General features: G+C 66.5%; 21 protein-coding genes. 14 read left to right on the forward strand and 7 right to left on the reverse strand.

The genetic code is table 11. The annotated features are described in order from the left end of the window. Positions 1-61: 61 nt before the first annotated feature. Positions 62-988: a Gfo/Idh/MocA family protein gene (locus CR157_RS10260; protein WP_110283414.1), complete on the forward strand. Its 927-nt coding sequence runs from the start codon at positions 62-64 to the stop codon at positions 986-988. 4 nt (positions 989-992) lie between these two features. On the opposite strand, the gene CR157_RS10265 is transcribed toward CR157_RS10260, so the two are convergent. Continuing rightward, positions 993-1,949, reverse strand: a complete 957-nt coding sequence (locus tag CR157_RS10265) for a LysR substrate-binding domain-containing protein (RefSeq protein ID WP_110283415.1) — start codon at positions 1,947-1,949, stop codon at positions 993-995. A 170-nt stretch (positions 1,950-2,119) separates the two neighbouring features. Here CR157_RS10265 and CR157_RS10270 point away from each other — a divergent pair, with 170 nt between their 5' ends. Genes CR157_RS10270 through CR157_RS10290 form a run of 5 tightly spaced genes read left to right on the forward strand, consistent with a single transcriptional unit; the run spans position 2,120 to position 8,412 of the window. After that, positions 2,120-3,112 carry an arabinose ABC transporter substrate-binding protein gene (locus CR157_RS10270; RefSeq protein WP_110283416.1) on the forward strand — a complete coding sequence of 331 codons (993 nt, stop codon included), beginning with the start codon at positions 2,120-2,122 and terminating at the stop codon, positions 3,110-3,112. A gap of 60 nt (positions 3,113-3,172) precedes the next feature. Continuing rightward, positions 3,173-4,666, forward strand: coding sequence for an L-arabinose ABC transporter ATP-binding protein AraG (gene araG / locus CR157_RS10275; RefSeq protein ID WP_110283491.1), 1,494 nt, complete (start codon positions 3,173-3,175; stop codon positions 4,664-4,666). A 36-nt stretch (positions 4,667-4,702) separates the two neighbouring features. Next, positions 4,703-5,731, forward strand: a complete 1,029-nt coding sequence (gene araH / locus CR157_RS10280; RefSeq protein WP_110283417.1) for an L-arabinose ABC transporter permease AraH — start codon at positions 4,703-4,705, stop codon at positions 5,729-5,731. Between the two features lie 27 nt (positions 5,732-5,758). Further along, entirely contained in the window at positions 5,759-7,504 is a 1,746-nt protein-coding gene (locus tag CR157_RS10285; RefSeq protein WP_110283418.1) for an IlvD/Edd family dehydratase, read from the forward strand. Positions 7,505-7,515: 11 nt separating this feature from the next. Further along, the gene (locus CR157_RS10290; protein ID WP_110283419.1) at positions 7,516-8,412 is read left to right on the forward strand and encodes an SMP-30/gluconolactonase/LRE family protein; all 897 of its coding nucleotides are present in this window, start codon (positions 7,516-7,518) and stop codon (positions 8,410-8,412) included. Here the strand turns inward: CR157_RS10290 and CR157_RS10295 are convergent. Together CR157_RS10295 and argE are read right to left on the reverse strand one after the other, a co-directional pair. Further along, the gene (locus CR157_RS10295) at positions 8,406-9,173 is read right to left on the reverse strand and encodes a FadR/GntR family transcriptional regulator (RefSeq protein WP_110283420.1); all 768 of its coding nucleotides are present in this window, start codon (positions 9,171-9,173) and stop codon (positions 8,406-8,408) included. The two genes, CR157_RS10290 and CR157_RS10295, sit on opposite strands and share 7 nt — an antisense overlap. Before the next feature lie 285 nt (positions 9,174-9,458). Further along, entirely contained in the window at positions 9,459-10,616 is a 1,158-nt protein-coding gene (gene argE / locus CR157_RS10300; protein ID WP_110283492.1) for an acetylornithine deacetylase, read from the reverse strand. Between the two features lie 16 nt (positions 10,617-10,632). Here argE and CR157_RS22585 point away from each other — a divergent pair, with 16 nt between their 5' ends. From CR157_RS22585 to CR157_RS10315, 3 genes are all read left to right on the forward strand, one after another. Beyond that, positions 10,633-10,833 (forward strand): hypothetical protein, encoded by a 201-nt coding sequence (locus CR157_RS22585; protein ID WP_181422027.1) that lies wholly within the window; start codon positions 10,633-10,635, stop codon positions 10,831-10,833. Between the two features lie 94 nt (positions 10,834-10,927). Then, a complete protein-coding gene (locus CR157_RS10310; protein ID WP_110283421.1) occupies positions 10,928-11,287 on the forward strand; it encodes a DUF1428 domain-containing protein in 360 nt (119 codons plus the stop codon). Positions 11,288-11,355: 68 nt separating this feature from the next. Next, complete coding sequence (locus CR157_RS10315) at positions 11,356-11,733, forward strand: hypothetical protein (protein WP_219999925.1); 378 nt, start codon at positions 11,356-11,358, stop codon at positions 11,731-11,733. Here the strand turns inward: CR157_RS10315 and CR157_RS10320 are convergent. After that, positions 11,727-11,981 (reverse strand): Txe/YoeB family addiction module toxin, encoded by a 255-nt coding sequence (locus tag CR157_RS10320; protein WP_046079907.1) that lies wholly within the window; start codon positions 11,979-11,981, stop codon positions 11,727-11,729. The two genes, CR157_RS10315 and CR157_RS10320, sit on opposite strands and share 7 nt — an antisense overlap. Beyond that, on the reverse strand, positions 11,978-12,232 hold the full coding sequence (locus CR157_RS10325; protein WP_110283422.1) for a type II toxin-antitoxin system Phd/YefM family antitoxin: 255 nt from the start codon (positions 12,230-12,232) through the stop codon (positions 11,978-11,980). Before CR157_RS10325 ends, CR157_RS10320 begins: the two co-directional genes overlap by 4 nt. 150 nt (positions 12,233-12,382) lie before the next feature. On the opposite strand from CR157_RS10325, the gene CR157_RS10330 reads away from it, so the two are divergent. The 5 genes from CR157_RS10330 (at position 12,383) to CR157_RS10350 (ending at position 14,485) form a co-directional block, all read left to right on the forward strand. Further along, positions 12,383-12,775: a hypothetical protein gene (locus CR157_RS10330; RefSeq protein WP_110283423.1), complete on the forward strand. Its 393-nt coding sequence runs from the start codon at positions 12,383-12,385 to the stop codon at positions 12,773-12,775. A gap of 89 nt (positions 12,776-12,864) precedes the next feature. Beyond that, on the forward strand, positions 12,865-13,317 hold the full coding sequence (locus CR157_RS10335; protein ID WP_146218668.1) for a hypothetical protein: 453 nt from the start codon (positions 12,865-12,867) through the stop codon (positions 13,315-13,317). Positions 13,318-13,389: 72 nt separating this feature from the next. Then, positions 13,390-14,013 (forward strand): TIGR02452 family protein, encoded by a 624-nt coding sequence (locus tag CR157_RS23320; RefSeq protein ID WP_110283425.1) that lies wholly within the window; start codon positions 13,390-13,392, stop codon positions 14,011-14,013. Then, positions 13,965-14,162, forward strand: a complete 198-nt coding sequence (locus CR157_RS10345; protein WP_110283426.1) for a nucleotidyltransferase family protein — start codon at positions 13,965-13,967, stop codon at positions 14,160-14,162. Before CR157_RS23320 ends, CR157_RS10345 begins: the two co-directional genes overlap by 49 nt. 203 nt (positions 14,163-14,365) lie before the next feature. Then, positions 14,366-14,485 (forward strand): HepT-like ribonuclease domain-containing protein, encoded by a 120-nt coding sequence (locus tag CR157_RS10350; RefSeq protein WP_110283427.1) that lies wholly within the window; start codon positions 14,366-14,368, stop codon positions 14,483-14,485. Here CR157_RS10350 and CR157_RS10355 read toward each other — a convergent pair. Continuing rightward, positions 14,475-17,768, reverse strand: a complete 3,294-nt coding sequence (locus tag CR157_RS10355; protein ID WP_110283428.1) for an AAA family ATPase — start codon at positions 17,766-17,768, stop codon at positions 14,475-14,477. The genes CR157_RS10350 and CR157_RS10355 overlap by 11 nt on opposite strands. Further along, positions 17,765-19,042 carry an exonuclease SbcCD subunit D gene (locus tag CR157_RS10360; protein WP_110283429.1) on the reverse strand — a complete coding sequence of 426 codons (1,278 nt, stop codon included), beginning with the start codon at positions 19,040-19,042 and terminating at the stop codon, positions 17,765-17,767. The genes CR157_RS10355 and CR157_RS10360 overlap by 4 nt, the downstream gene beginning before the upstream one ends. Between the last annotated feature and the right edge of the window lie 61 nt (positions 19,043-19,103).

Genomic DNA, 19,103 nt, shown 5'->3' on the forward strand with positions numbered 1-19,103 from the left:
TTTACGCAGGCCATGACTTGGCCTCAGAATGCCCCTCTCACCACAACGACAGGCTATCCATATGAGTAGCATCGATATCGGCCTGGTGGGTGTTGGCAAGATCGCTCGTGACCAGCACCTGCCGGCCATTGACTCCAGTCCTGACTTTCGCTTGGTAGCGACCGCCGATCCGTATGCCCGCTTGGAAGGTATCGACGGCTATGACTCACTGGCGGCCATGCTCGATGGTGTGCCGGATTTGCAGGCGGTGGCGATTTGCACGCCGACGCATCTGCGCCACTCCCAGGCGCGGCTCGCCTTGGAGCATGGCAAGGCGGTGCTGTTGGAAAAGCCGCCTGGTGCCACGCTGAGCGAGGTCGAGGATCTCATGGCGCTGGCCGAGCGGCGGGGCTGCCCGATGTTTGCGGCCTGGCATTCACGCTTCGCTCCCGGTGTGGCCCAGGCACGGGAGTGGCTGGCCGAACGAGACATTCATCGCATCGAGATCGAGTGGAAGGAAGACGTGCGGGTCTGGCACCCGGGCCAGGCATGGATCTGGGAGCCCGGTGGCATGGGGGTCTTCGATCCGGGAATCAACGCCCTGTCCATCGTCACCGAGATTTTGCCGCAACCGTTCTTTCTGCGTTCAGCGAGGCTTGCCGTACCGAGCAACTGTCAGACGCCGATTGCTGCCGAGCTGGCCTTCAGCGATGCGCAGGAGACGCCGATCCAGGCAGCTTTCGACTTCCGTCAGACTGGTCCCCAGACCTGGGATATCCATGTCGATACCGAGGATGGCCGGCTGAGCTTGACCCACGGCGGCAGCCGCCTGGTCGTCGACGGGCAGGTCGTGCTCGAGGCCGAGGAGCGGGAATACGTCGGGTTGTATGCCCGTTTCGCCGAACTGGTCGCCGGCCGTGTCTCCGATGTCGATGTCGCGCCGCTGCGCCATGTCGCGGATGCCTTCCTCTACGGGCGTCGCGAGGCCACCGAGCCCTTCATCGAGTAGCGGCTCAGCCAGCCTCGCGGTAGCGCTGGTGGGCGACGAGCTCGCGCAGGGTGGTCATCAGCGCCGCGGCCCCCGGTGACAGCCGCTGATCGCGCAGGCTCACCAGGCCGTAGGGCTGTACGCTGAGCGCATCCTGCAAGGGCAGGATGCGGAAGCGCTGCGGTGCACATAGCAGGCCTGCCACCTCGCGGGTGGTGGCGGTGATGGTGTCCGACTTGTCGACCAGTGCCAGGGATACCAGCACGTCCGGGGTGTCGACGATCCGTGCCGGGGGCGATACCCCGTGGTGAAGAAACAGGCTGTCGACCCGCTGGCGCATCAGGGCACCGGGAGGCTGAAGCGACCACGGATAGGCCGCCATGTCCTCCAGAGTCAGGGGAGAGCGCCCCGTCAGGGGATGACCTTCCCGGCACACGAAGCAGATATCTTCCTCGCCGATCTCCTCGAACACGAACCGTTCCATCGGAAAGCCCGCCGGGACGCGGGTGATGGCGAAGTCCAGCTCGCCCTCCAGCAGGCGCGGGATCAGGGCCTTGCTGACCCCCACCTCGACGCTGACCTTGAGACCGGGGCGGTCGCGATGCACGCGCTCGATGGCGCTGGTCAGCAGCGTCACGGCCGGGGCCATCACCGTGCCCACCGTCACTGTCCCGGCATTGCCCGCCCGGAGGGCGGCGAGCTCGTTGCCGGTATGCTGCAGCTCGAACAGCATGCTGTGGGCGTGACGCACCAGCACCTCGCCGTACCAGTTGGGCGTCAGGCCTCGGGCATGGCGCTCGAAGAGCCTCACGCCCAGTCGGGCTTCCAGGTCGCCGAGCAGCTTGGAGGCGGCGGGCTGGCTCATGCCCAGCGCCTCGGCGGCGCGGTGCAGGTTGCGCTGCTCGTCGAGTGCCTGGAACAGCTGTAGATGGCGCAACTTTAGTCGCACGCGTAGAAACCAGTCGTCATCCAGGATCCTCACGGCAGCGCTCCTCTCGCTGTTCTGATAACAAAAAATATATCAAAAATCGCCAATTTTGACATTGGTCGGTTATAGAACCTTGTGGCTAATGTAGGCCGTGCAACCCGAAACGGTAATCGTAGCGTTGCCGACAACAACAATCCCCGGTTCGAAGCCGACAGGAGAAGATCATGCCATTCACTTCCGCTTTCTCACGCCTGGCGCTCGGCGCTGCGGTGGCGTTTGCATCTTTGGGCAGCGCTCAAGCGCAGGATGAGGTCAAGATGGGATTCATCGTCAAGAAGCCCGAGCAAGCCTGGTTCATCAACGAACAGCGTGCCGCGACCGAGCTCGGCGAGGAGATGGGCTTCGAAGTGGTGAGGCTGGCGGGCGAAGACGGCCAGCAAGTTCTCAGCGCCATCGACAACCTCAATTCCCAGGGGGCCCAGGGCTTCGTCATCTGCCCGCCGGACGTACGCTTGGGCCCGGCGATCATGAACCGTGCCAATCAGTACGGGATGAAGGTGGTCACCGTCGACGATCGCTTCGTGGGCAGTGATGGCGAACCCATCGAAGAGGTGCCTCACCTGGGGATGTCCGGCTACAAGATCGGTCAGCAGGTTGGCGAGGCCCTCGCGGCCGAGATGGAGGCGCGTGGCTGGGATCCGCAGGAAGTCGCCGCGCTGCGGATCACCAACTACGAACTGCCCACCGCCAAGGAGCGCACCGACGGTGCCACCGATGCACTGCTCGAGTGGGGATTCCCCGAGGACAATATCCTCGATGCGCCGCAACAGAACACCGATACCAGCAGCGCCTTCTCGGCTGCCTCGCCGGTGATCTCCAAGAACGGCGACTTCGAACACTGGATCATCTACGCGCTCAACGAGGAGAGCGTGCTCGGCGGCGTGCGGGCCAGCGAGCAGTACGGCCTCAAGGCCGAAGACGTGATCGGCGTGGGGATCAACGGTTCGGGCGCCGCCTTCGCCGAGTTCTCGCGCGAAAACCCGACCGGCTTCCATGGCACCGTGGCGGTGAGCTCCACCATGCATGGCCGCCAGACGGCGGAAGATCTCTATGCCTGGATTACCGAGGGCGAGCAGCCGCCCGCCAATACCGAAACCACCGGCACCCTGATGGTCCGCGACAACTGGGAAGCGGTGCGCGCCGAACTCGGCCTGTGAGCTAACGCGCCCGGGCCATGAGGGTCCGGGCTCCAAGCATTTTCCCTGGAGCCCATGATCATGTCTGAACCCTATCTTCGCTTCGATGGCATCAGCGTCGAATTTCCCGGCGTGCGTGCCCTCGATGGCGTCAGTTTCGGCGCCCATGCCGGTCAGGTGCACGCGCTGATGGGCGAGAACGGTGCCGGCAAGTCGACCCTGCTCAAGGTGCTCAGCGGCGTCAATCGGGTCACCGAGGGCGCTCTGTCGATCGATGGCGAGCGCCATGTGTTCTCCAATGCTAGGGAGGCTCTGGGCCAGGGCATCGCCATCATCTACCAGGAATTGACGCTGTCGCCGAACCTGTCGGTCGCCGAGAACCTGTTGCTGGGCCAACTGCCCGCCAGTCGAGGTTTCATCGATCGCCGCCGGCTGCGCGAGCAGGCACTGCGGATCCTCAAGGATCTCGGTGAGGAGGACATCCACCCCTCCACCAGGGTGCGCGAGCTGTCCATCGGCCAGCAGCAGATGATCGAGATCGGGCGCGCCCTGTTGCGCGATGCCAAGGTGATCGCCTTCGACGAACCGACCAGCAGCCTGTCGGTACAGGAAATCCGTCAGCTCAAGCGCATCGTCAAGCGCCTGCGCGACGAAGGGCGAGTAGTGCTTTACGTCACTCACCGCATGGAGGAAGTCTTCGAGATGTGCGACGCGGTCACGGTGTTTCGCGACGGCCGGCACATCCGTACGCATGACAGCCTCGAGGCCCTCGATCACGACACTCTGGTCAGCGAGATGGTGGGCCGCGACATCGAAGACGTCTACGGCTACCGCACTCGTGAGCAGGGTGAGGTGTTGGTCGAAATCGACGCTATAGAAGGACGAGGCGTGAACGCGCCGGTGAGCTTCAGCGTTAAGCGGGGTGAGGTGTTCGGCCTGTTTGGGCTGGTCGGTGCGGGGCGCAGTGAACTGATGCGCTTGGTCTGCGGCGTGGAAACACCCACCTCGGGAGAAGTGCGCTTCGGCGGCGAGGCGCGCCGCTTCCGGAGCCCGGCGGAGGCCATTCGCGCCGGCATCGCCATGTGCCCGGAGGATCGCAAGTCGCAGGGTATCTTCCCCGTCGCCAGCGTGACCGACAACCTCAATGTCAGCTGTCGGCGCTTCTTCAAGCGTTGGGGCATGTTCCGCAACCCGCGTCGTGAGCTCGCCAATACCCAGGACTATATCCGCCGCTTGAGCATCAAGACGCCGGGCCCGAAGACGCGCATCAACACCCTGTCCGGCGGCAATCAGCAGAAGGTGATCCTGGCCCGCTGGCTGTCCGAGGAGATCGAACTATTTGTCATGGACGAGCCCACGCGGGGCATCGATGTCGGCGCCCGTCGCGATATCTACACCCTGCTCTACGACCTGGCCGACCAGGGCAAGAGCGTGGTGGTGATCTCCAGCGACCTGGCCGAGGTCAGCTCGATCTGCGATCGCATCGGCGTGATGCGCGACGGCGAGCTGGTCGACATCGTGCCGCGTGACGAGGCGACCCCCGAACGTCTGCTGGGGCTGGCCTTACCTGCCTGAATCCTTACGCCAAGACAACAATGAAGAGACACCGTCATGACGACCAACAAGCTTGCTCAGAGCGATAGCACGCCTGCCGACCTTCAGTCTCCAGGGCAGCCCCAGGGACGCCAGGGACTGGTCAAGCCATTGCGCACCCTGCTGGACACCTCCGGGCTGATCGCCATCTTCGTCGTGCTGTTCGTGGCACTGTCCGTATTCATTCCCGACTTCCTGACCGGTCGCAACATGGTCGGGTTGCTGCTCTCGGTGACCCTGATTGGCACCATCGCCACCACCATGATGATGGTCCTGGCACTGGGTGAGGTGGACCTTTCGGTAGCCTCCATCGTGGCTTTTGCCGGGGTGGTGGCAGCAGTCGTGACCTCGACGTCCGGCAGTGTCGTCATCGGGGTACTGGGAGGCGTGGTAGCCGGCGGGGCCGTGGGGGCCTTCAATGGCTTCGTGGTGGCACGCTTCGGCATCAATTCGCTGATCGCCACCCTGGCCGCCATGGAGTTCGTTCGCGGCCTGGCCTACATCACCTCCGGCGGCGATGCGGTGATGATCACCGTGCCGGGCTTCTTCGACCTGGGTAGCGCTTCCTTCCTGGGGCTGACGCTGCCGGTGTGGACCATGATCGTCTGCTTCGTGATCTTCGGCGTGCTGCTCAACATGACCGCCTTCGGCCGCAACGTGCTGGCCACCGGCGGCAATCCCGAGGCGGCGGCCCTGGCCGGGGTCAACGTGCGTCGGCTCAAGATCATCGTCTTCGGCCTGCAAGGGGTTGTCGCCGGCATCGCCGGTGTGCTGCTGACCTCGCGCATGGGGCTCGGCGATCCCAATACCTCGATGGGCCTCGAATTAGCCGTCATCTCGGCCTGTGTACTGGGCGGCGTGGCGTTGTCCGGTGGCGTCGCCTCGATCACTGGGGTGCTGGTCGGGGTGCTGATCATGGGCTGCGTGCAGAATGCCATGGGCCTGCTCAATGTGCCGACCTTCTATCAGTACCTGGTGCGTGGCGCCATTCTGCTTCTGGCGGTGATGTTCGACCGCTGGAAGCAGACCCGACGCCAGCGCGCCTGATTCGCTTTCCTTGCAGGAGATATGTGTATGACCGATCGCAAGCGTCCTTTGCGTTCCGCCCAGTGGTTCGGCAGTGCCGACAAGAACGGCTTCATGTACCGCAGCTGGATGAAGAACCAGGGCATTCCCGATCACGAATTCCAGGGCAAGCCGATCATCGGCATCTGCAACACCTGGTCGGAACTGACGCCTTGCAACGCCCACTTCCGCAAGCTCGCCGAGCATGTCAAGAAGGGGGTATTGGAAGCCGGCGGCTACCCGGTGGAGTTCCCGGTGTTCTCCAACGGCGAGTCCAACCTGCGCCCCACGGCGATGTTCACTCGCAACCTGGCGAGCATGGACGTCGAAGAGGCGATTCGCGGCAACCCCATGGATGCTGTGGTGTTGCTGGTGGGTTGCGACAAGACCACTCCGGCGCTGCTGATGGGGGCGGCGAGCTGTGACCTGCCGACCATCGTGGTCACCGGTGGGCCCATGCTCAACGGCAAGCACCAGGGTAGGGACATCGGTTCGGGCACCGTGGTCTGGCAGCTCTCCGAGGAGGTCAAGGCCGGCAAGATCTCGATACACGATTTCATGGCCGCCGAGGCGGGGATGTCGCGCTCGGCGGGCACCTGCAACACCATGGGCACGGCATCGACCATGGCCTGCATGGCCGAATCGCTGGGTACCTCGCTGCCGCACAACGCGGCGATTCCCGCGGTGGATTCACGCCGCTACGTGCTGGCGCACCTTTCCGGCATGCGCATCGTCGAAATGGTCGACGAGGACCTGACACTGTCCAAGGTGTTGACCCGCCAGGCGTTCGAGAATGCCATTCGCACCAATGCCGCCATCGGCGGCTCCACCAACGCGGTGATCCACCTCAAGGCCATCGCCGGACGCATCGGCGTCGACCTGGACCTAGACGACTGGACCCGGATCGGCCGCGGCACCCCGACCATCGTCGACCTGCAGCCCTCGGGGCGCTTCCTGATGGAGGAGTTCTATTACGCCGGCGGGCTGCCCGCGGTGCTCCGGCGCCTCGGCGAGGCCGATCGCCTGCCGCACAAGGACGCCCTGACGGTCAATGGCAAGACGCTGTGGGAGAACGCCGCCGATGCCCCGCTCTACAACGATGCTGTGATTCGCCCGCTGGATACCCCCCTGCGCGAGGATGGTGGCATGTGCGTGCTGCGAGGCAACCTGGCCCCCAACGGGGCGGTGCTCAAGCCCTCGGCGGCCAGCCCCGAGCTGATGCAGCACCGCGGCCGCGCGGTGGTGTTCGAGAACTTCGACGACTACAAGGCGCGCATCAACGACCCCGACCTGGAAGTCGATGCCGACAGCATCCTGGTGATGAAGCACTGTGGGCCGCGCGGCTATCACGGCATGGCCGAGGTCGGCAACATGGGGCTGCCGGCCAAGCTGCTGGAACAGGGCATCACCGACATGGTGCGCATTTCCGACGCGCGGATGAGCGGCACTGCCTACGGTACCGTGGTATTGCACGTGGCACCCGAGGCCGCCGCCGGCGGGCCGCTGGCGGCGGTGCGCGATGGCGATTGGATCGAGCTCGATTGCGAGGCTGGGCGGCTGCACCTGGACATCAGCGATGGCGAGCTCGAGGCCCGCCTGGCGGAGAGCGACCCCACCGAGAAGTCGCGGCGCATCGCCAGTGATGGCGGCTATCGCCAGCTTTACATCGAGCATGTACTGCAAGCCGATGAGGGCTGCGATTTCGACTTCCTGGTCGGCAAGCGCGGCGCCGAGGTGCCGCGTCATTCACACTGAGGCTGAGCACCATGGTGGATGCATCGAAGATCGAATGCGTGTGGCGCGGCCGGGCGATGCTCGGCGAGGGCCCCTTGTGGTGTCCGGGGCTTGGCGCCATGGGGTGGCTGGTGTTCGTCGATATCCTCAGGGCACGCCTGCATGCCTATGACCTAGCCAGCGGTGACACGCATGGCTGGGCGTTGGAGGAAGCTTGTTGCTGGCTGGCGCCCCGAGAGGATGGCGATGGCTTCATTGCCGGACTGCGTTCGCGACTGGTGCATTTGCGACTGAGCGAGAGCGGGCCGAATATCGTCGCCGAATGGGCAACTCCCGGCGACGAGCCGGCAGGCAACTGCTTCAACGATGCCAAGGTCGACCCCCAGGGCCGCTTGTGGTTCGGCTCCATGGACGATGATGCCGAGCGCCCCAGTGGCTCGCTATATCGTCTGGATCGGCACGGTCCGGTACGCGTGGATACCGGTTATCGAGTCGCCAACGGCCCGGCCATCAGCCCCGATGGCGCTACCCTCTATCACAGCGATACGCCGCTGGGCGTCATCTACGCCTTCGACCTTTCGCCGGATGGTGAATTGTCCAACAAGCGCGAACATGTGCGCTTTAACGCGACCCAGGGGTTTCCCGATGGCATGACCTGCGATGTCGAAGGTGGGCTTTGGGTCGCGCACTGGGATGGTGGTCGTGTGAGCCGATTCCGGCCCGATGGCGGTTTGGACGAGACCTTGACGCTACCGGCCTCGCGGGTGACGTCCTGCACCTTCGGTGGGCCACGGTTGGATCAGTTGTTCATTACCAGCGCGGCTGTGGAGCGTGACGAAGAGGGGCTGGCCGGCGGGCTGTTTCGGGTGAAGCCGTGCGTGAGCGGTGTGATGCCGGCAGCCTATCGGATGTCCACCGAGTATCACTGAGTCGTTGCCAGCCCCAGGTCGCGGCCCAGGATGTTCTTCCCGGGCTCGATGCCCAGTGCCTGGGCAGTGCCCTCGAGTACCGCCTGGGCCGCCAGGAAAGCGTCGCGGGGCTGGCGTGCGCGAATGCATTCCATCACTTGGCGATGCCGCTCGAGGCTCTCTTCGGGGTTGGCAGTGCTGACATTGGACATCTCGATCAGCAGGTAGATGGAGGGGCGCAGGATATGCGAGAGCTGGGCCCAGACGATATTGTGGGTCGCCTTGTAGATGGCGATATGGAAAGCGACGTCATAATCGCTGTGCAGGCGACGATCTTCGGGACTGCTCGCCTTGTGCAGGTTCTGCCCCATGCCCTCGAAGGCCTCCTCGATGGCGACCAGGTCGCGCGCCTTGGCCCGCCTGGCGGCGGTCATGGCGACATAGGGCTCGACATCCAGGCGGAAGGCGAGAATTTCGCGCTGGATCCTGGGGTTGGGGGAGGCGTAGCGGGTCATCCATTCGGTCACGGCGGGGTCGAGGATGTTCCACGCCTCGTAGTCCCGGACCTTGGAGCCGTGCCCCGAGATGCGTTCGATGATACCGACATCGACCAGTTGCCGCAGGTCGCTGCGCACCGCGGAGCGGTTGATGGCGAACTGCTCGCAGAGGTCGATTTCCTTGGGCACGAAGTCCCCGGGCTGATAGCGACCGGAGAAGATGGCCTCGGCCAGAAAGTCGGCGACACTGGGACGTTGGGACGCTTTGAGCGATCTTGCCTTCACGGGCGGATTCCCGAGGAAATTTCGTTGTACGGTGTCATATGTTGAACATTTTGACAATCCGACCAACGTCCGGCGACCGCCCCGCTAGCCCGGATGTTGCATCAGGTGCCGCGATGATCGCGCAGCCAATTGGTTTCACAGGCGTTATCCCGATCGAGTGCCGTACCGGGGTGTACGGTCGAGTGAGGGAGAAAGCCTGTGGGATCAAGGGGCAAGCGAGGGCGAGAGCAACTTGGTGCAATATTCGGGCTAGGGCCGGGGCGATCGCCGTGACAGCAGGGGCGCTCAGCCGTGACGCTGCTGTCGTGCGCCCAGCTGCTCCATGAATCGGGTGCACGCCTCGAGCTGCTCGATCTCGAGGTACTCGTCGGGCTGGTGGGCCTGGCCGATGCTGCCGGGGCCGCAGATCACCGTGGGCAGCCCCTCGCGCTGGAACTGGCCGGCCTCGGTGGCGTAGGCCACCGCTCCGGCGGGCCGCTCGCCGAGCAGCTCGCAGCAGAGCGCCAGTACCTCGGCATTGTTGTCGTCGGCCAGCGCCGGCACGGTACGGGTCAGCGGTTCGGTGACGATGCTCGCCTCCGGGGCGCGCTCGCGCATCCGTGCCTCGAGCTCCCGGGCATAGGCATCGACCCGCCCGAGCAGGTCCTCGAAGCGATCCTGGGGCAGGTGGCGGATCTCCCAGTCGAAGCGGCACTCCCGGGCCATGATGTTGATCGCCGTGCCACCACTGATCCTGCCCACGTGCAGGCTGGAGTGGACCACGTTGAAGGCTTCGTCCACGCGGCCCTCGGCCCTGAGCTCGGCCATCACGTCCTCGATCCTCGTCACCAGCCGTGCAGCGACATGGACCGCCGAGACCCCCTGGTTGACCTGGCTGGAGTGGGAAGCACGGCCGGTGACGGTGGTGCGCAGGTTGGTGCTGCCCTTGTGGGCCACCACCGGCTGCATCATCGTCGGCTCGCCGACGATCACCGCCGCCGGGCGAGGGTGATCGGCCAGCAGGCGCTCGATCATGCGCGGGGCGCCGAGGCAGCCGACCTCCTCGTCGTAGGAGAGGGCCAGGTAGATCGGCTTTTCCAGCTCCATTCTCGCCCAGCTCGGTACCTGGGCCAGGGCGCAGGCGATGAAGCCCTTCATGTCGCAGCTGCCGCGCCCGTAGAGACGGCCGTCGTCCTTGTCGACCAGCACGAAGGGGTCCGTCGACCAGGGCTGGCCGTCCACCGGGACCACGTCGGTATGGCCGGAGAGCACCACGCCGCCTGCCACCGCCGGGCCGATGCGGGCCAGCAGGTTGGCCTTGCTGCCATCATCGTTCTCGATGCGCCAGTGCTCGACACCGTATTCGTCGAGAAAGGCTTCCACGAAGTGGATCAGCTCCAGGTTGGAGTCACGGGAGACGGTGGGGAAGCCCACCAGTCGCTCGAGCAACTGCTTGGCGGTCATCATGAGAGGATCCTGGGTGAATCGGTCTGCTGTCAGCCTAACACGAGCGGCCGACGGTCTGGCCATCGCCCATGCCACCCACAACCGCTTCTTCGCCGACACCCTGGTCTCGCTCGAGGTCCCCATCACCTATGGACAGCGCCTGGCCCGCGGGCTGGGCATCGGCGTCGAGGACAAGCGCGAGCTGATGGCGGTGTCCGACCGGCGCCTGCGCTGAGCGACGGCCGCGCTTGAGGGCGGCCCCGTCCTGATCCACGCTATGAAGGGTTACCCTCTGCAGACTGTCCCTCTCGTCGAGGGAGGAGAGTCCCATGAGCTATGTCGATGGCTTTGTCCTGCCGGTGCCGCTCGAGCGGCTGGATGACTACCTGCGCCTGGCGCGCCATGCCGGCGAGATCTGGAAGGAGTACGGGGCCCTGGAGTACGTCGAGTGCGTGGCCGATGACGTCAAGCCGGGCGAGCACACCTCCTTTCCCCGGAGCGTCAAGCTGGAGCCGGGCGAGACGGTGATCTTCGCCTGGGTGCGCTACGCCTCCTGCGAGGATCGCAATCGCATCCTCGAACAGGTGATGAACGACCCCCGTCTGGCCGACATGCTGGACCACGCCAAGTTGCCCTTCGACGGCAAGCGCCTGTTCTGGGGCGGCTTCATGGAGCGCATCCGACTGTAGCGGCCGGGCTCCGGGGCGACTTCATCGACCAGCGCTTCGAGGAGAATGCCCGCGAGCTGGAGGCCGCCATGGCACCGGTACGCAAGACGGCCGGCAGCCCCGCCCTCGATACCGCCAGTGGTCGGGGCCTCGTCGATATCGTGACCCGCTATGCGCAGACCTTCCTGCTGCTGCAGCGTTACGATGAAGGCCTGTTGACCGAGCCCAACGCGCAGGCCGGTGGCCAACCGCCCGCCCTGGAAGAGGCCCGCACGGTGCTCGCTTCGCTCAAGGTCGAATTGATAGGGCGTGGGGAGGCGACCGAGCTGTTCGCCCTGGAGCACGGTGATGGCCTCCAGGCGCTGCTGGGAAACCTGGATCAAACAGTCTTCGGGGTGTCCGCTCCAATTAGACCAGTTCAATCGGTCACAGAAAAGGACATCCACTTTCTCCTCGAGCCTCAGTAATGGTAGCGAAGCTGAGCGATCAGCAGCGCATCCTCCGTGACCTTGTAGACTAGGCGGTGCTCGTCGTTGATGCGTCTCGACCAGTAGCCGGCCAGGCCGTGCTTGAGCGGTTCCGGTTTGCCGATGCCCTCGAAGGGCGTGCGTTGGATCTCCTTGATCAACTGGTTGATCCGACGCAACACCTTCTTGTCAGTCTTCTGCCAGTAGAGATATTCCTCCCAGGCGTGCTCGGAGAACGTGAGCTTCATTCCTCGATGAGCTTCCGATCCTGACCTTCACCGTTTTCGAGTTGGGCGATGGATTCGAGCAGACGGCGGGCGTTCTTCGGCGAGCGCAGCAGGTAGGCGGTCTCCTGCAAGGCTTCATAGTCTTCCAAAGAGATCATCACCACCGAAGGGGCCTTGCTGCGGGTGATGGTGATGGGTGCGTGGTCGTCGCAGACCTGCTGCATGGTCTTGGCCAGGTGGCTGCGTGCGGCGGTATAGCTGATGGCTTCCATGGAAGGCCTCATGTACATCTTTATGTACAGTATATGGTGCATGGTGGGGTGTGGCAATCTTGGGCCACTGTTTCCATGGCTTGGGTAGCCATGCCATCAGGTTGGAACGCCTGTTGCTATGCTGAGCGAATTGGGGGTTGGGAGGAAGCCATGCTGTACCTGCCGCTGGTTGCTGCGCTGTTCCTGTCGGCGCCGACTGCCCAGGCCGAGGAGGCGGGCGTGATCTTCGCCATGGGCGGCGAGCGCTTCGTGCTGACCCCGGACTGCGCGCGATGGGTCGACCATGTCGTCACCGAGGATGACCGGGTGCACCTGCGCTTCGACATGCCGGAAACCCCGTCGTGTTTCGGGGCCTTCCACGGCCTGCTCTCCACACATCAGGGCGAACGCCTGACCATCACCTTCCGCGGCGAGACGCTGCTGGAGGCGAACCTGCACACCACGCTGGGCCCCAGCCACATCGTGCTGGAGTCGCGACATCCGCGTGTGGCGATCGATGCCATCCGCTATCTCAGTGGTTTGCCAGACGCCGAGGCACCCTGATGGGCCGCGCCGGGCGACTCCGCCGCCTTGTCGTGGGGCAGGTCGATCCCGCGCGTGCCGCGCTGCTGGCGGAGCTTAACGAGGGGGGCATGTCGGCCAGGAGGGCGCGCACCTACCGGCTGGTGGTGACCGATGAGCAGGGCAGGGAACTGGAGCGGCAACGTGTCGAGCTCACGCCGGGCATTCCCGTGGACCTGGCGAGCTGTGCCGAGGACGCGCCGCTGGCCTGGCGATTCGAGTCGCTGCGCCTGGAGTACGACGCGGATGGCCTGCCGCGCCTGCAACTGACGCTGGACGGCGCGCGCTTCGTTCACCACTCGGCGCCGCGGCTGGTCAGCACGCGCCACGCCACCCTCCTCGAGGTGATGGCCTTCGATATCGACTACCGTCGCCATGACCTGCAGGTCAGGATTCGCGAACTGTCAGGCGACACCGACCCGGTTGGCTGTGAATCAAGCAGGCATGGAGCCAGCGTTCAGATACCGGAGATCATGGGATCTACGGCGGCCATGACGGGGTCACGACTCTGGCCCAGATCATGAACCTCCTTGCCAAAGAAATCGGGGGGTCCCCCTAGCTAGAATGATGTTAATCATGGTGGTCAAGAGGAAATAATGAGTCGGAAAGCGAGAGCCAAGATCGCCTCGGAAACCCTGGAGATTCTTGAGGAGGGACGTTATGCCGTGCGCGGGGACAAGCAGGTCGACATTTCCGGCGTTCTCCAGAATTGCCTCGCCGGCACACGGCACTTCGGCCCACATGACCTCTACCAGCTCCGCGATGGGGCCCTTTCGCATGCCACACCGGACAAGCGAACGACCCTTGAGGTGATCAACGAAAGTACGCTCTCTGGTGCATCCAGCCTCTGTGATGTCGGCGAAGGGCAGCGAGTCGGCGTGCTTAACTTCGCCTCGGCAAGAAAGCCTGGCGGCGGTTTTCTCGGCGGGAGTCAGGCCCAGGAGGAGAGCCTGGCCCGAAGCTCGGGGCTGTACAGCAGCCTGCTCCGGTGCCCGGAATACTACGAGTACCATCGTACAACGTCGTCCCTGCTGTACTCCCACAGGGTGATCTACTCTCCGGGTTGCCCAATATTTCGCAACGACACCGGGGACCTTCTGCCGGATCCCTACCAGGTGGATTTCTTGACCTGTCCTGCCCCCAATGCCGGTGCCGTGCGTCGTCATCAGCCATGGCACGAGACGAGGCAGAGAAGAGTAGCAACATCGATATCCTGGTGAGCTTCGATGGCCCGGCCACGGCAGATCGCTACTTCGGTTTGCAGTTCTATCTGGAGGATCTGCTGGGACGCCCCGTCGATCTGGTGACCGACAAGGCGCTGCGACCTGAGCTACGTCCCTTCATCGAGCGCGAGGCCATGCATGTCTGAGAGCCGGCCCAGGAGCCTGTCGGACTTAACGCTGATCTACTGCGAGAGCCGGTCTTTCGGCCAACTTCATTCGATCTGATTCGTTAAATAGCGGGCTATTCGCCTCATCAGATCGATAAACTTGTCTCGAAATCCGACTCTCTCGCGACGATCGGTCAAATCCGACAGGCTCCTGGCGGGAGTGGCGTTTCTATATCGAGGACATGATCGGCTTCGCCGAAAAGGTGCTGGCCTACCTTGGGATCGATGACGATATCGTCTGGAGCATCGTCCAGACGCAGATCCCCGAACTGCTCGCAAGCCTCCGCTCCCTCACACACTGACCAACCTGGCCCGGCTGGTGCCGTTGCCCAGCGGCTCCACGTGCACCTGCACCGGAATGCGCTCGTGCATCTCCTGGACATGGGAGATCACCCCCACGCGTCGGCCCAGCGCCTGCAGGCCGTCCAGCGCCTCCATGGCCAGCGCCAGGGATTGCGGATCGAGGCTGCCGAAGCCCTCGTCGATGAACAGCGACTCGATGGTGAGCTCTCCCGATGCCATGGACGCCAGGCCCAGCGCCAGGGCCAGGGAGACCAGGAAGGTCTCGCCGCCGGAGAGCGAGTGCACCGAGCGGCGCTCGTCGGCCATGTCCCGGTCCACCACCAGCAGGCCCAGGGGGCTGCCGCCACGTTCCAGGAGGTAGCGGCGGGTCAGGCCGCCCAGATGGGCGTTGGCCTGGTCCAGCAGCCGCTCCAGGTTGTAGGCCTGGGCGATGCGCCGGAAGGCCTTGCCGTCGGCGGAGCCGATCAGTTCGCTGATCCGCCCCCAGCGCACCTGCTCGGCCCGGGCGGCGTCGAGTTCGGCCCGGCCCTCGCGCTGGCGGTCGCGCCGGCGGTCGTCGTCGCGCAGGGCGTGCATGGCGGCGTCGCGGGCGTCACGGGCGGCCTGCCGTCGTGGCGCCAGGTCGCGCTCCTCCTCGTCGAGTCGCTGACTCAGGGCATGCAGTTTGGCCTCGATCGCCTCCTCGGGGGTGGTGGCCGGGATCTCCGGGAAGGCGTCTCGACGGTGGGCGACCAGGGCCCGCTGGCGTTCGTCGAGGCTGACCCCGGCGGCGTGCCGTTCGCGATCGGCGCTCTCGAGTTCCTGGCGGCGCGCGTCGATCCCGGCCTCGTCCACGGCCAGCAGTCGCGCCAGGGTGGCGTCGTCCAGCTTGGGATGCCGGCGACGCCAGGCATCGAGGCTGCGCACGAGCTCGTCGCGTTCGTTGGTCAGGGTCTCGGCCTGCCGGCGCTGATAGGTCGCCTGCTGGTCGAGCCGGTCCCGTTCGCTCTGTCCTGCCTGGTGGTCACGTCGGGCAGCCTCCAGTCCCGCCCGGGCGTTCTCCACGGCCTGTTCCAGGGCCGCCTGCCAGGCATCCGGCGAGGCGTGCTCGCCCAGGACCTCGGCCAACTCCTCGGCCAGCGCCTGGCGCTGCCTGCGCTGGGGAGCGAGCTCGGCCGCGAGCCGCCGCTGGGCCTCCTCCAGGCTCTCCTGCCGGGTGGCGAGCTTGCCCAGGGTGAGTTCGTCACGCTGGAGCGCCTCGCGCAGTGGCGCCAGGCGCGCCTCGGCGGCCTCGATCGTCTGCAGCGCCTCGCGGGCCCGGTCGCGTGCCTGGCGTGCGGTCGCCAGCTCTCGTGTCAGCCAGGCGGACCGTTCGGTCTCGGCCACGGGCTCGAGCTCCGTGACCAGCGCCTGGCCGGCCAGGGTGTCGTCGGCTTCGGCACGCTCACGGGCGGCGCGCTCGAGATCCTTTTCGTGCTGCCGGAGTCGGGCGTCCAGCGCGCGATACTCGCCCTGCAGTTGGTGGTGCCGTTCCCGGGCGGCGGCGGTGCGCGTCTCGGCTTCCTGCTGCTGGCGCTCCTCCTCGGCTTCGGTGGCGGCGAGCCGGGCGGCTTCCGGCGTCTCGGGGGGATGGTGCCGCCAGGGGTGGTCGCGTCCGCCACAGACGGGGCAGGGCTCGCCCTCCCGCAGCCGGTCGCGTAGCCAGACCACGCTCTCGCTGCGGGCGGCGCGCAGCCGCTCGAGGCTTTCGACCAGGCGTCGCTGCTCGGCTTCCAGGCCTTCGAGGCGGATGGCGGCCTCGCGTCCCTCCACCAGCAGTCGCTCGCGGGTCGCCTGGTCCTGGCGTCGGCTCTCCTCGAGAGCGGCGTGGCGCTCCCGGGCGCGAATCGCGGCCTGCCAGGCACCCTGCAATGCCTCCAGCGCCAGGTGCCGGTGGGCGGCGGCCTCGAAGGCGGCCTGCCAGGCCCCCCGCGCGCGGCCGATATCGGTGTCGTCGCCCAGGTGCGTCTGCAGCTTCGCCTCCAGGTCGTCGCGTTCCTGGCGTCGCCGCTGGCTGGCCGCCCGGGTCTCGGCCAGCTCCCGCTGCACGCCGTCGGTCTCGTCACGCTGGCGTCGTTGCTCGGCCTCGCTTCGCGCGATCTCCCGGTCGAGCCCGGCCAGGCGGGCGGCCTGCCCGCGGGCGGCCTGGAGGGCCGGTCGGGCCTGGTCGCTGTCCCGCATCGCCTGGGCCAGTGCCGTCTCGGCGGCCTGCAGTGTCGTGACATGCCGGTCGAGTGCCTGCTCGGCCTGGGCCAGCTGGTGGCGGGTGGCGGTCCGGGCCTCGTTGAGGCGGGCCAGGTCCGCCTCGAGTCGTTCCCGATGGGCAAAGCGGTGGCGCTGGGGGGCCAGGGCCTCGAGCTGGGCCTGCTCCGCGCGGCGCGGGGCGAGTGCCTGCCAGGCCTGTTCGGCCCGGGCATGGCGTGAGCGGGCTGCCTCCCGTTCGTCATGAAGCTGGCGATGGCGCTGGAAGGCATCGCGCCGGGCGGCCAGGGTCCCGGCTTGCCGGTCGAGCGCGGCCAGGGCGGCATCGCTGTCGCGGGCGGCACGCACGAGCTCGGCACGGGCCTCGGGCTCGGCGGGCCGATCGTCGGCCAGCCGGGCTTCCAGGGCATCAACCTGCTTTTTCGCCTCGTTGGCACGCCGGTAGGCGGCGATGGAAATGGCGGAGTATTCGGCGGTGCCGGTGAGACGCTCGAGCAGGTCGCTGCGCTCGTTGTCGTCGGCCTGGAGGAAGGCGGCGAACTCGCTCTGGGCCAGCAGCACGGCTCGGGTGAACTGGTCGAAGGTCAGGCCCAGACGCTCGGGCAGCAGGCGGTCGAATTCGCGTTTCTGGGTGGTCAGCAGGCGGTCGTCGTCGAGGTCGCGCAGCGACTGCTCCACCGCCTGCAGGCGGCCCTCGGCCTTCTCGCGGGCCCGGCGCACCGCCCAGCGGGCCCGGTAGCGGCGCCCGTCGCGGCCGAGGAAGTCGACCTCGGCATGGCCGCTGGCGGTGCCGCGACGCAGCAGGGTGCGCGGGTCGGCGGTATTCAGTGTCTCCTCGCCGACGTCCGGCAGCGGGGCATCGCGGCCGGGGGCCTGGCGCAGCCGCGGCGTGCTGCCGTAGAGGGCCAGGCAGAGGGCGTCGAGCAGGGTGCTCTTGCCGGCGCCGGTGGGGCCGGTGATGGCGAACAGGCCGGCATCGCGCAGCGGCGGTGCGGTGAAATCGAGCTCCAGCGGGCCGGGCAGCGAGGCCAGGTTGGCCAGGCGCAGGGCGAGGATCTTCATGGGGTCTCCTCCCGGCTCGCGTCGTCCAGCACGTCCTGCAGCAGGCGGTCGAAGTCCGCCATGATCTCGGGGCCGGGGGGCTCGCTCCAGCGGCTCTGCCAGGTGCGCTCGAAGAGCCGTCGCGGCCCCAGGTCCTCCAGGTTGACCCGGGTGGGCCGGGCATCCCGGGCGACCTCGGGCAGCCGGCGCTGGAGTCGCAGCAGGCGCACCGCTTTGCCGTCGAGGGCCGCCTCGACGCGGGCGCGCAGGTCGGGGGCCGGGGCGTCGAGCTCGACGCGGACCTCGAGCCAGGGCCAGCGCTCCCGGGGCAGGGCGGGGTCGTGCTCGAGGGTTTCCAGCTCGGCGAGGATGGCCTCCAGGGGGGCGGGGCCGAGGCGCTGCATGGCCACCGGGCGGGGTACGAGGATCGGCTCCACGCCGGCCAGGGCCTCGCCGTCGAGGGTCGCCTCCACCACTTGATGGGGATAGTCGACCTCGCTGAAGTCCAGCGGCAGGGGGCTGCCGCTGTAGCGGATGCGCGCCTCGCCGACGCGCTGGGCGCGGTGGAGATGGCCCAGCGCCACATAGGCGATGTCGGCGGGGAAGAGGCTGGCGGAGATCGACTCCTCGCCGCCGATCACGATGGGCCGTTCGCTGGCCTCGGAGACCGCCGCGCCGTGCAGGTGGGCGTGGCTCATGGCCACCAGGGCTTGGCCGGGGGCGCGCCGGCGGCGGGCGGCCTCGATCAGTTGCCGGTGCACGCGGGTGATGCCGGCGACATAGTCATTGCCACCGTCGCCGTCGATGTCGTCGGTGATGTCGCGGGCGATGCCGTTGCCGGTCACCTCCGCCGGGCGCAGGAAGGGCAGCGCCAGGCACCAGGCACGGATCTCGCCCTCGGCATCGGTGAGCGGCACCAGCAGCCGCTCGGCATCGAGGCTGCCGTCGTCGCACCAGCGGACCCGGCCCAAGGCGTGGGTGCGCAGGCGGCGCATCAGCGGGGCGGGCAGCTCGACGCGGTTACCGCTGTCGTGGTTGCCGGCGATCAGCACGATGTCGAGCCTCGGCAGGCGCTCGTGGGCGCTGACGATGAACTCGAAGAGCAGCTCCTGGGCTCGCAGCGAGGGGTTGACCACGTCGAACAGGTCGCCGGCGACCAGCAGGGCATCGGCCCGGCGCTCGGCCAGGGTGTCGAGCAGCCAGGTGAGGAAGGCGCGGTGCTCCTCGTGGCGCTCCTGGCCATGGAAGCTCTGGCCCAGGTGCCAGTCGGCGGTGTGGATCAGCTTCACCTGCATCTCCCGGTGGTCCGTCACGGTGGAAAGCCCGTAGTCTAACGCGACAGGAGCCGACGATCAG

It is taken from the genome of Halomonas sp. LBP4 (assembly GCF_003202205.1).
GTDB lineage: Bacteria > Pseudomonadota > Gammaproteobacteria > Pseudomonadales > Halomonadaceae > Halomonas > Halomonas flagellata.

Excerpts from the sequence above, each read along its gene's own strand:
- CR157_RS10285 (WP_110283418.1), top strand. The coding sequence starts at position 5,759 with ATGACCGATCGCAAGCGTCCTTTGCGTTCCGCCCAGTGGTTCGGCAGT.
- CR157_RS10360 (WP_110283429.1), bottom strand. The coding sequence starts at position 19,042 with ATGCAGGTGAAGCTGATCCACACCGCCGACTGGCACCTGGGCCAGAGC.
- CR157_RS10320 (WP_046079907.1), bottom strand. The coding sequence starts at position 11,981 with ATGAAGCTCACGTTCTCCGAGCACGCCTGGGAGGAATATCTCTACTGG.
- CR157_RS10260 (WP_110283414.1), top strand. The coding sequence starts at position 62 with ATGAGTAGCATCGATATCGGCCTGGTGGGTGTTGGCAAGATCGCTCGT.
- argE (WP_110283492.1), bottom strand. The coding sequence starts at position 10,616 with ATGACCGCCAAGCAGTTGCTCGAGCGACTGGTGGGCTTCCCCACCGTC.
- araG (WP_110283491.1), top strand. The coding sequence starts at position 3,173 with ATGTCTGAACCCTATCTTCGCTTCGATGGCATCAGCGTCGAATTTCCC.
- CR157_RS10355 (WP_110283428.1), bottom strand. The coding sequence starts at position 17,768 with ATGAAGATCCTCGCCCTGCGCCTGGCCAACCTGGCCTCGCTGCCCGGC.
- CR157_RS10335 (WP_146218668.1), top strand. The coding sequence starts at position 12,865 with ATGTCGGCCAGGAGGGCGCGCACCTACCGGCTGGTGGTGACCGATGAG.
- CR157_RS23320 (WP_110283425.1), top strand. The coding sequence starts at position 13,390 with ATGAGTCGGAAAGCGAGAGCCAAGATCGCCTCGGAAACCCTGGAGATT.
- CR157_RS10270 (WP_110283416.1), top strand. The coding sequence starts at position 2,120 with ATGCCATTCACTTCCGCTTTCTCACGCCTGGCGCTCGGCGCTGCGGTG.
- CR157_RS10290 (WP_110283419.1), top strand. The coding sequence starts at position 7,516 with ATGGTGGATGCATCGAAGATCGAATGCGTGTGGCGCGGCCGGGCGATG.
- CR157_RS10345 (WP_110283426.1), top strand. The coding sequence starts at position 13,965 with ATGGCACGAGACGAGGCAGAGAAGAGTAGCAACATCGATATCCTGGTG.
- CR157_RS10325 (WP_110283422.1), bottom strand. The coding sequence starts at position 12,232 with ATGGAAGCCATCAGCTATACCGCCGCACGCAGCCACCTGGCCAAGACC.
- CR157_RS10310 (WP_110283421.1), top strand. The coding sequence starts at position 10,928 with ATGAGCTATGTCGATGGCTTTGTCCTGCCGGTGCCGCTCGAGCGGCTG.
- CR157_RS10315 (WP_219999925.1), top strand. The coding sequence starts at position 11,356 with ATGGCACCGGTACGCAAGACGGCCGGCAGCCCCGCCCTCGATACCGCC.
- araH (WP_110283417.1), top strand. The coding sequence starts at position 4,703 with ATGACGACCAACAAGCTTGCTCAGAGCGATAGCACGCCTGCCGACCTT.
- CR157_RS10330 (WP_110283423.1), top strand. The coding sequence starts at position 12,383 with ATGCTGTACCTGCCGCTGGTTGCTGCGCTGTTCCTGTCGGCGCCGACT.
- CR157_RS10350 (WP_110283427.1), top strand. The coding sequence starts at position 14,366 with ATGATCGGCTTCGCCGAAAAGGTGCTGGCCTACCTTGGGATCGATGAC.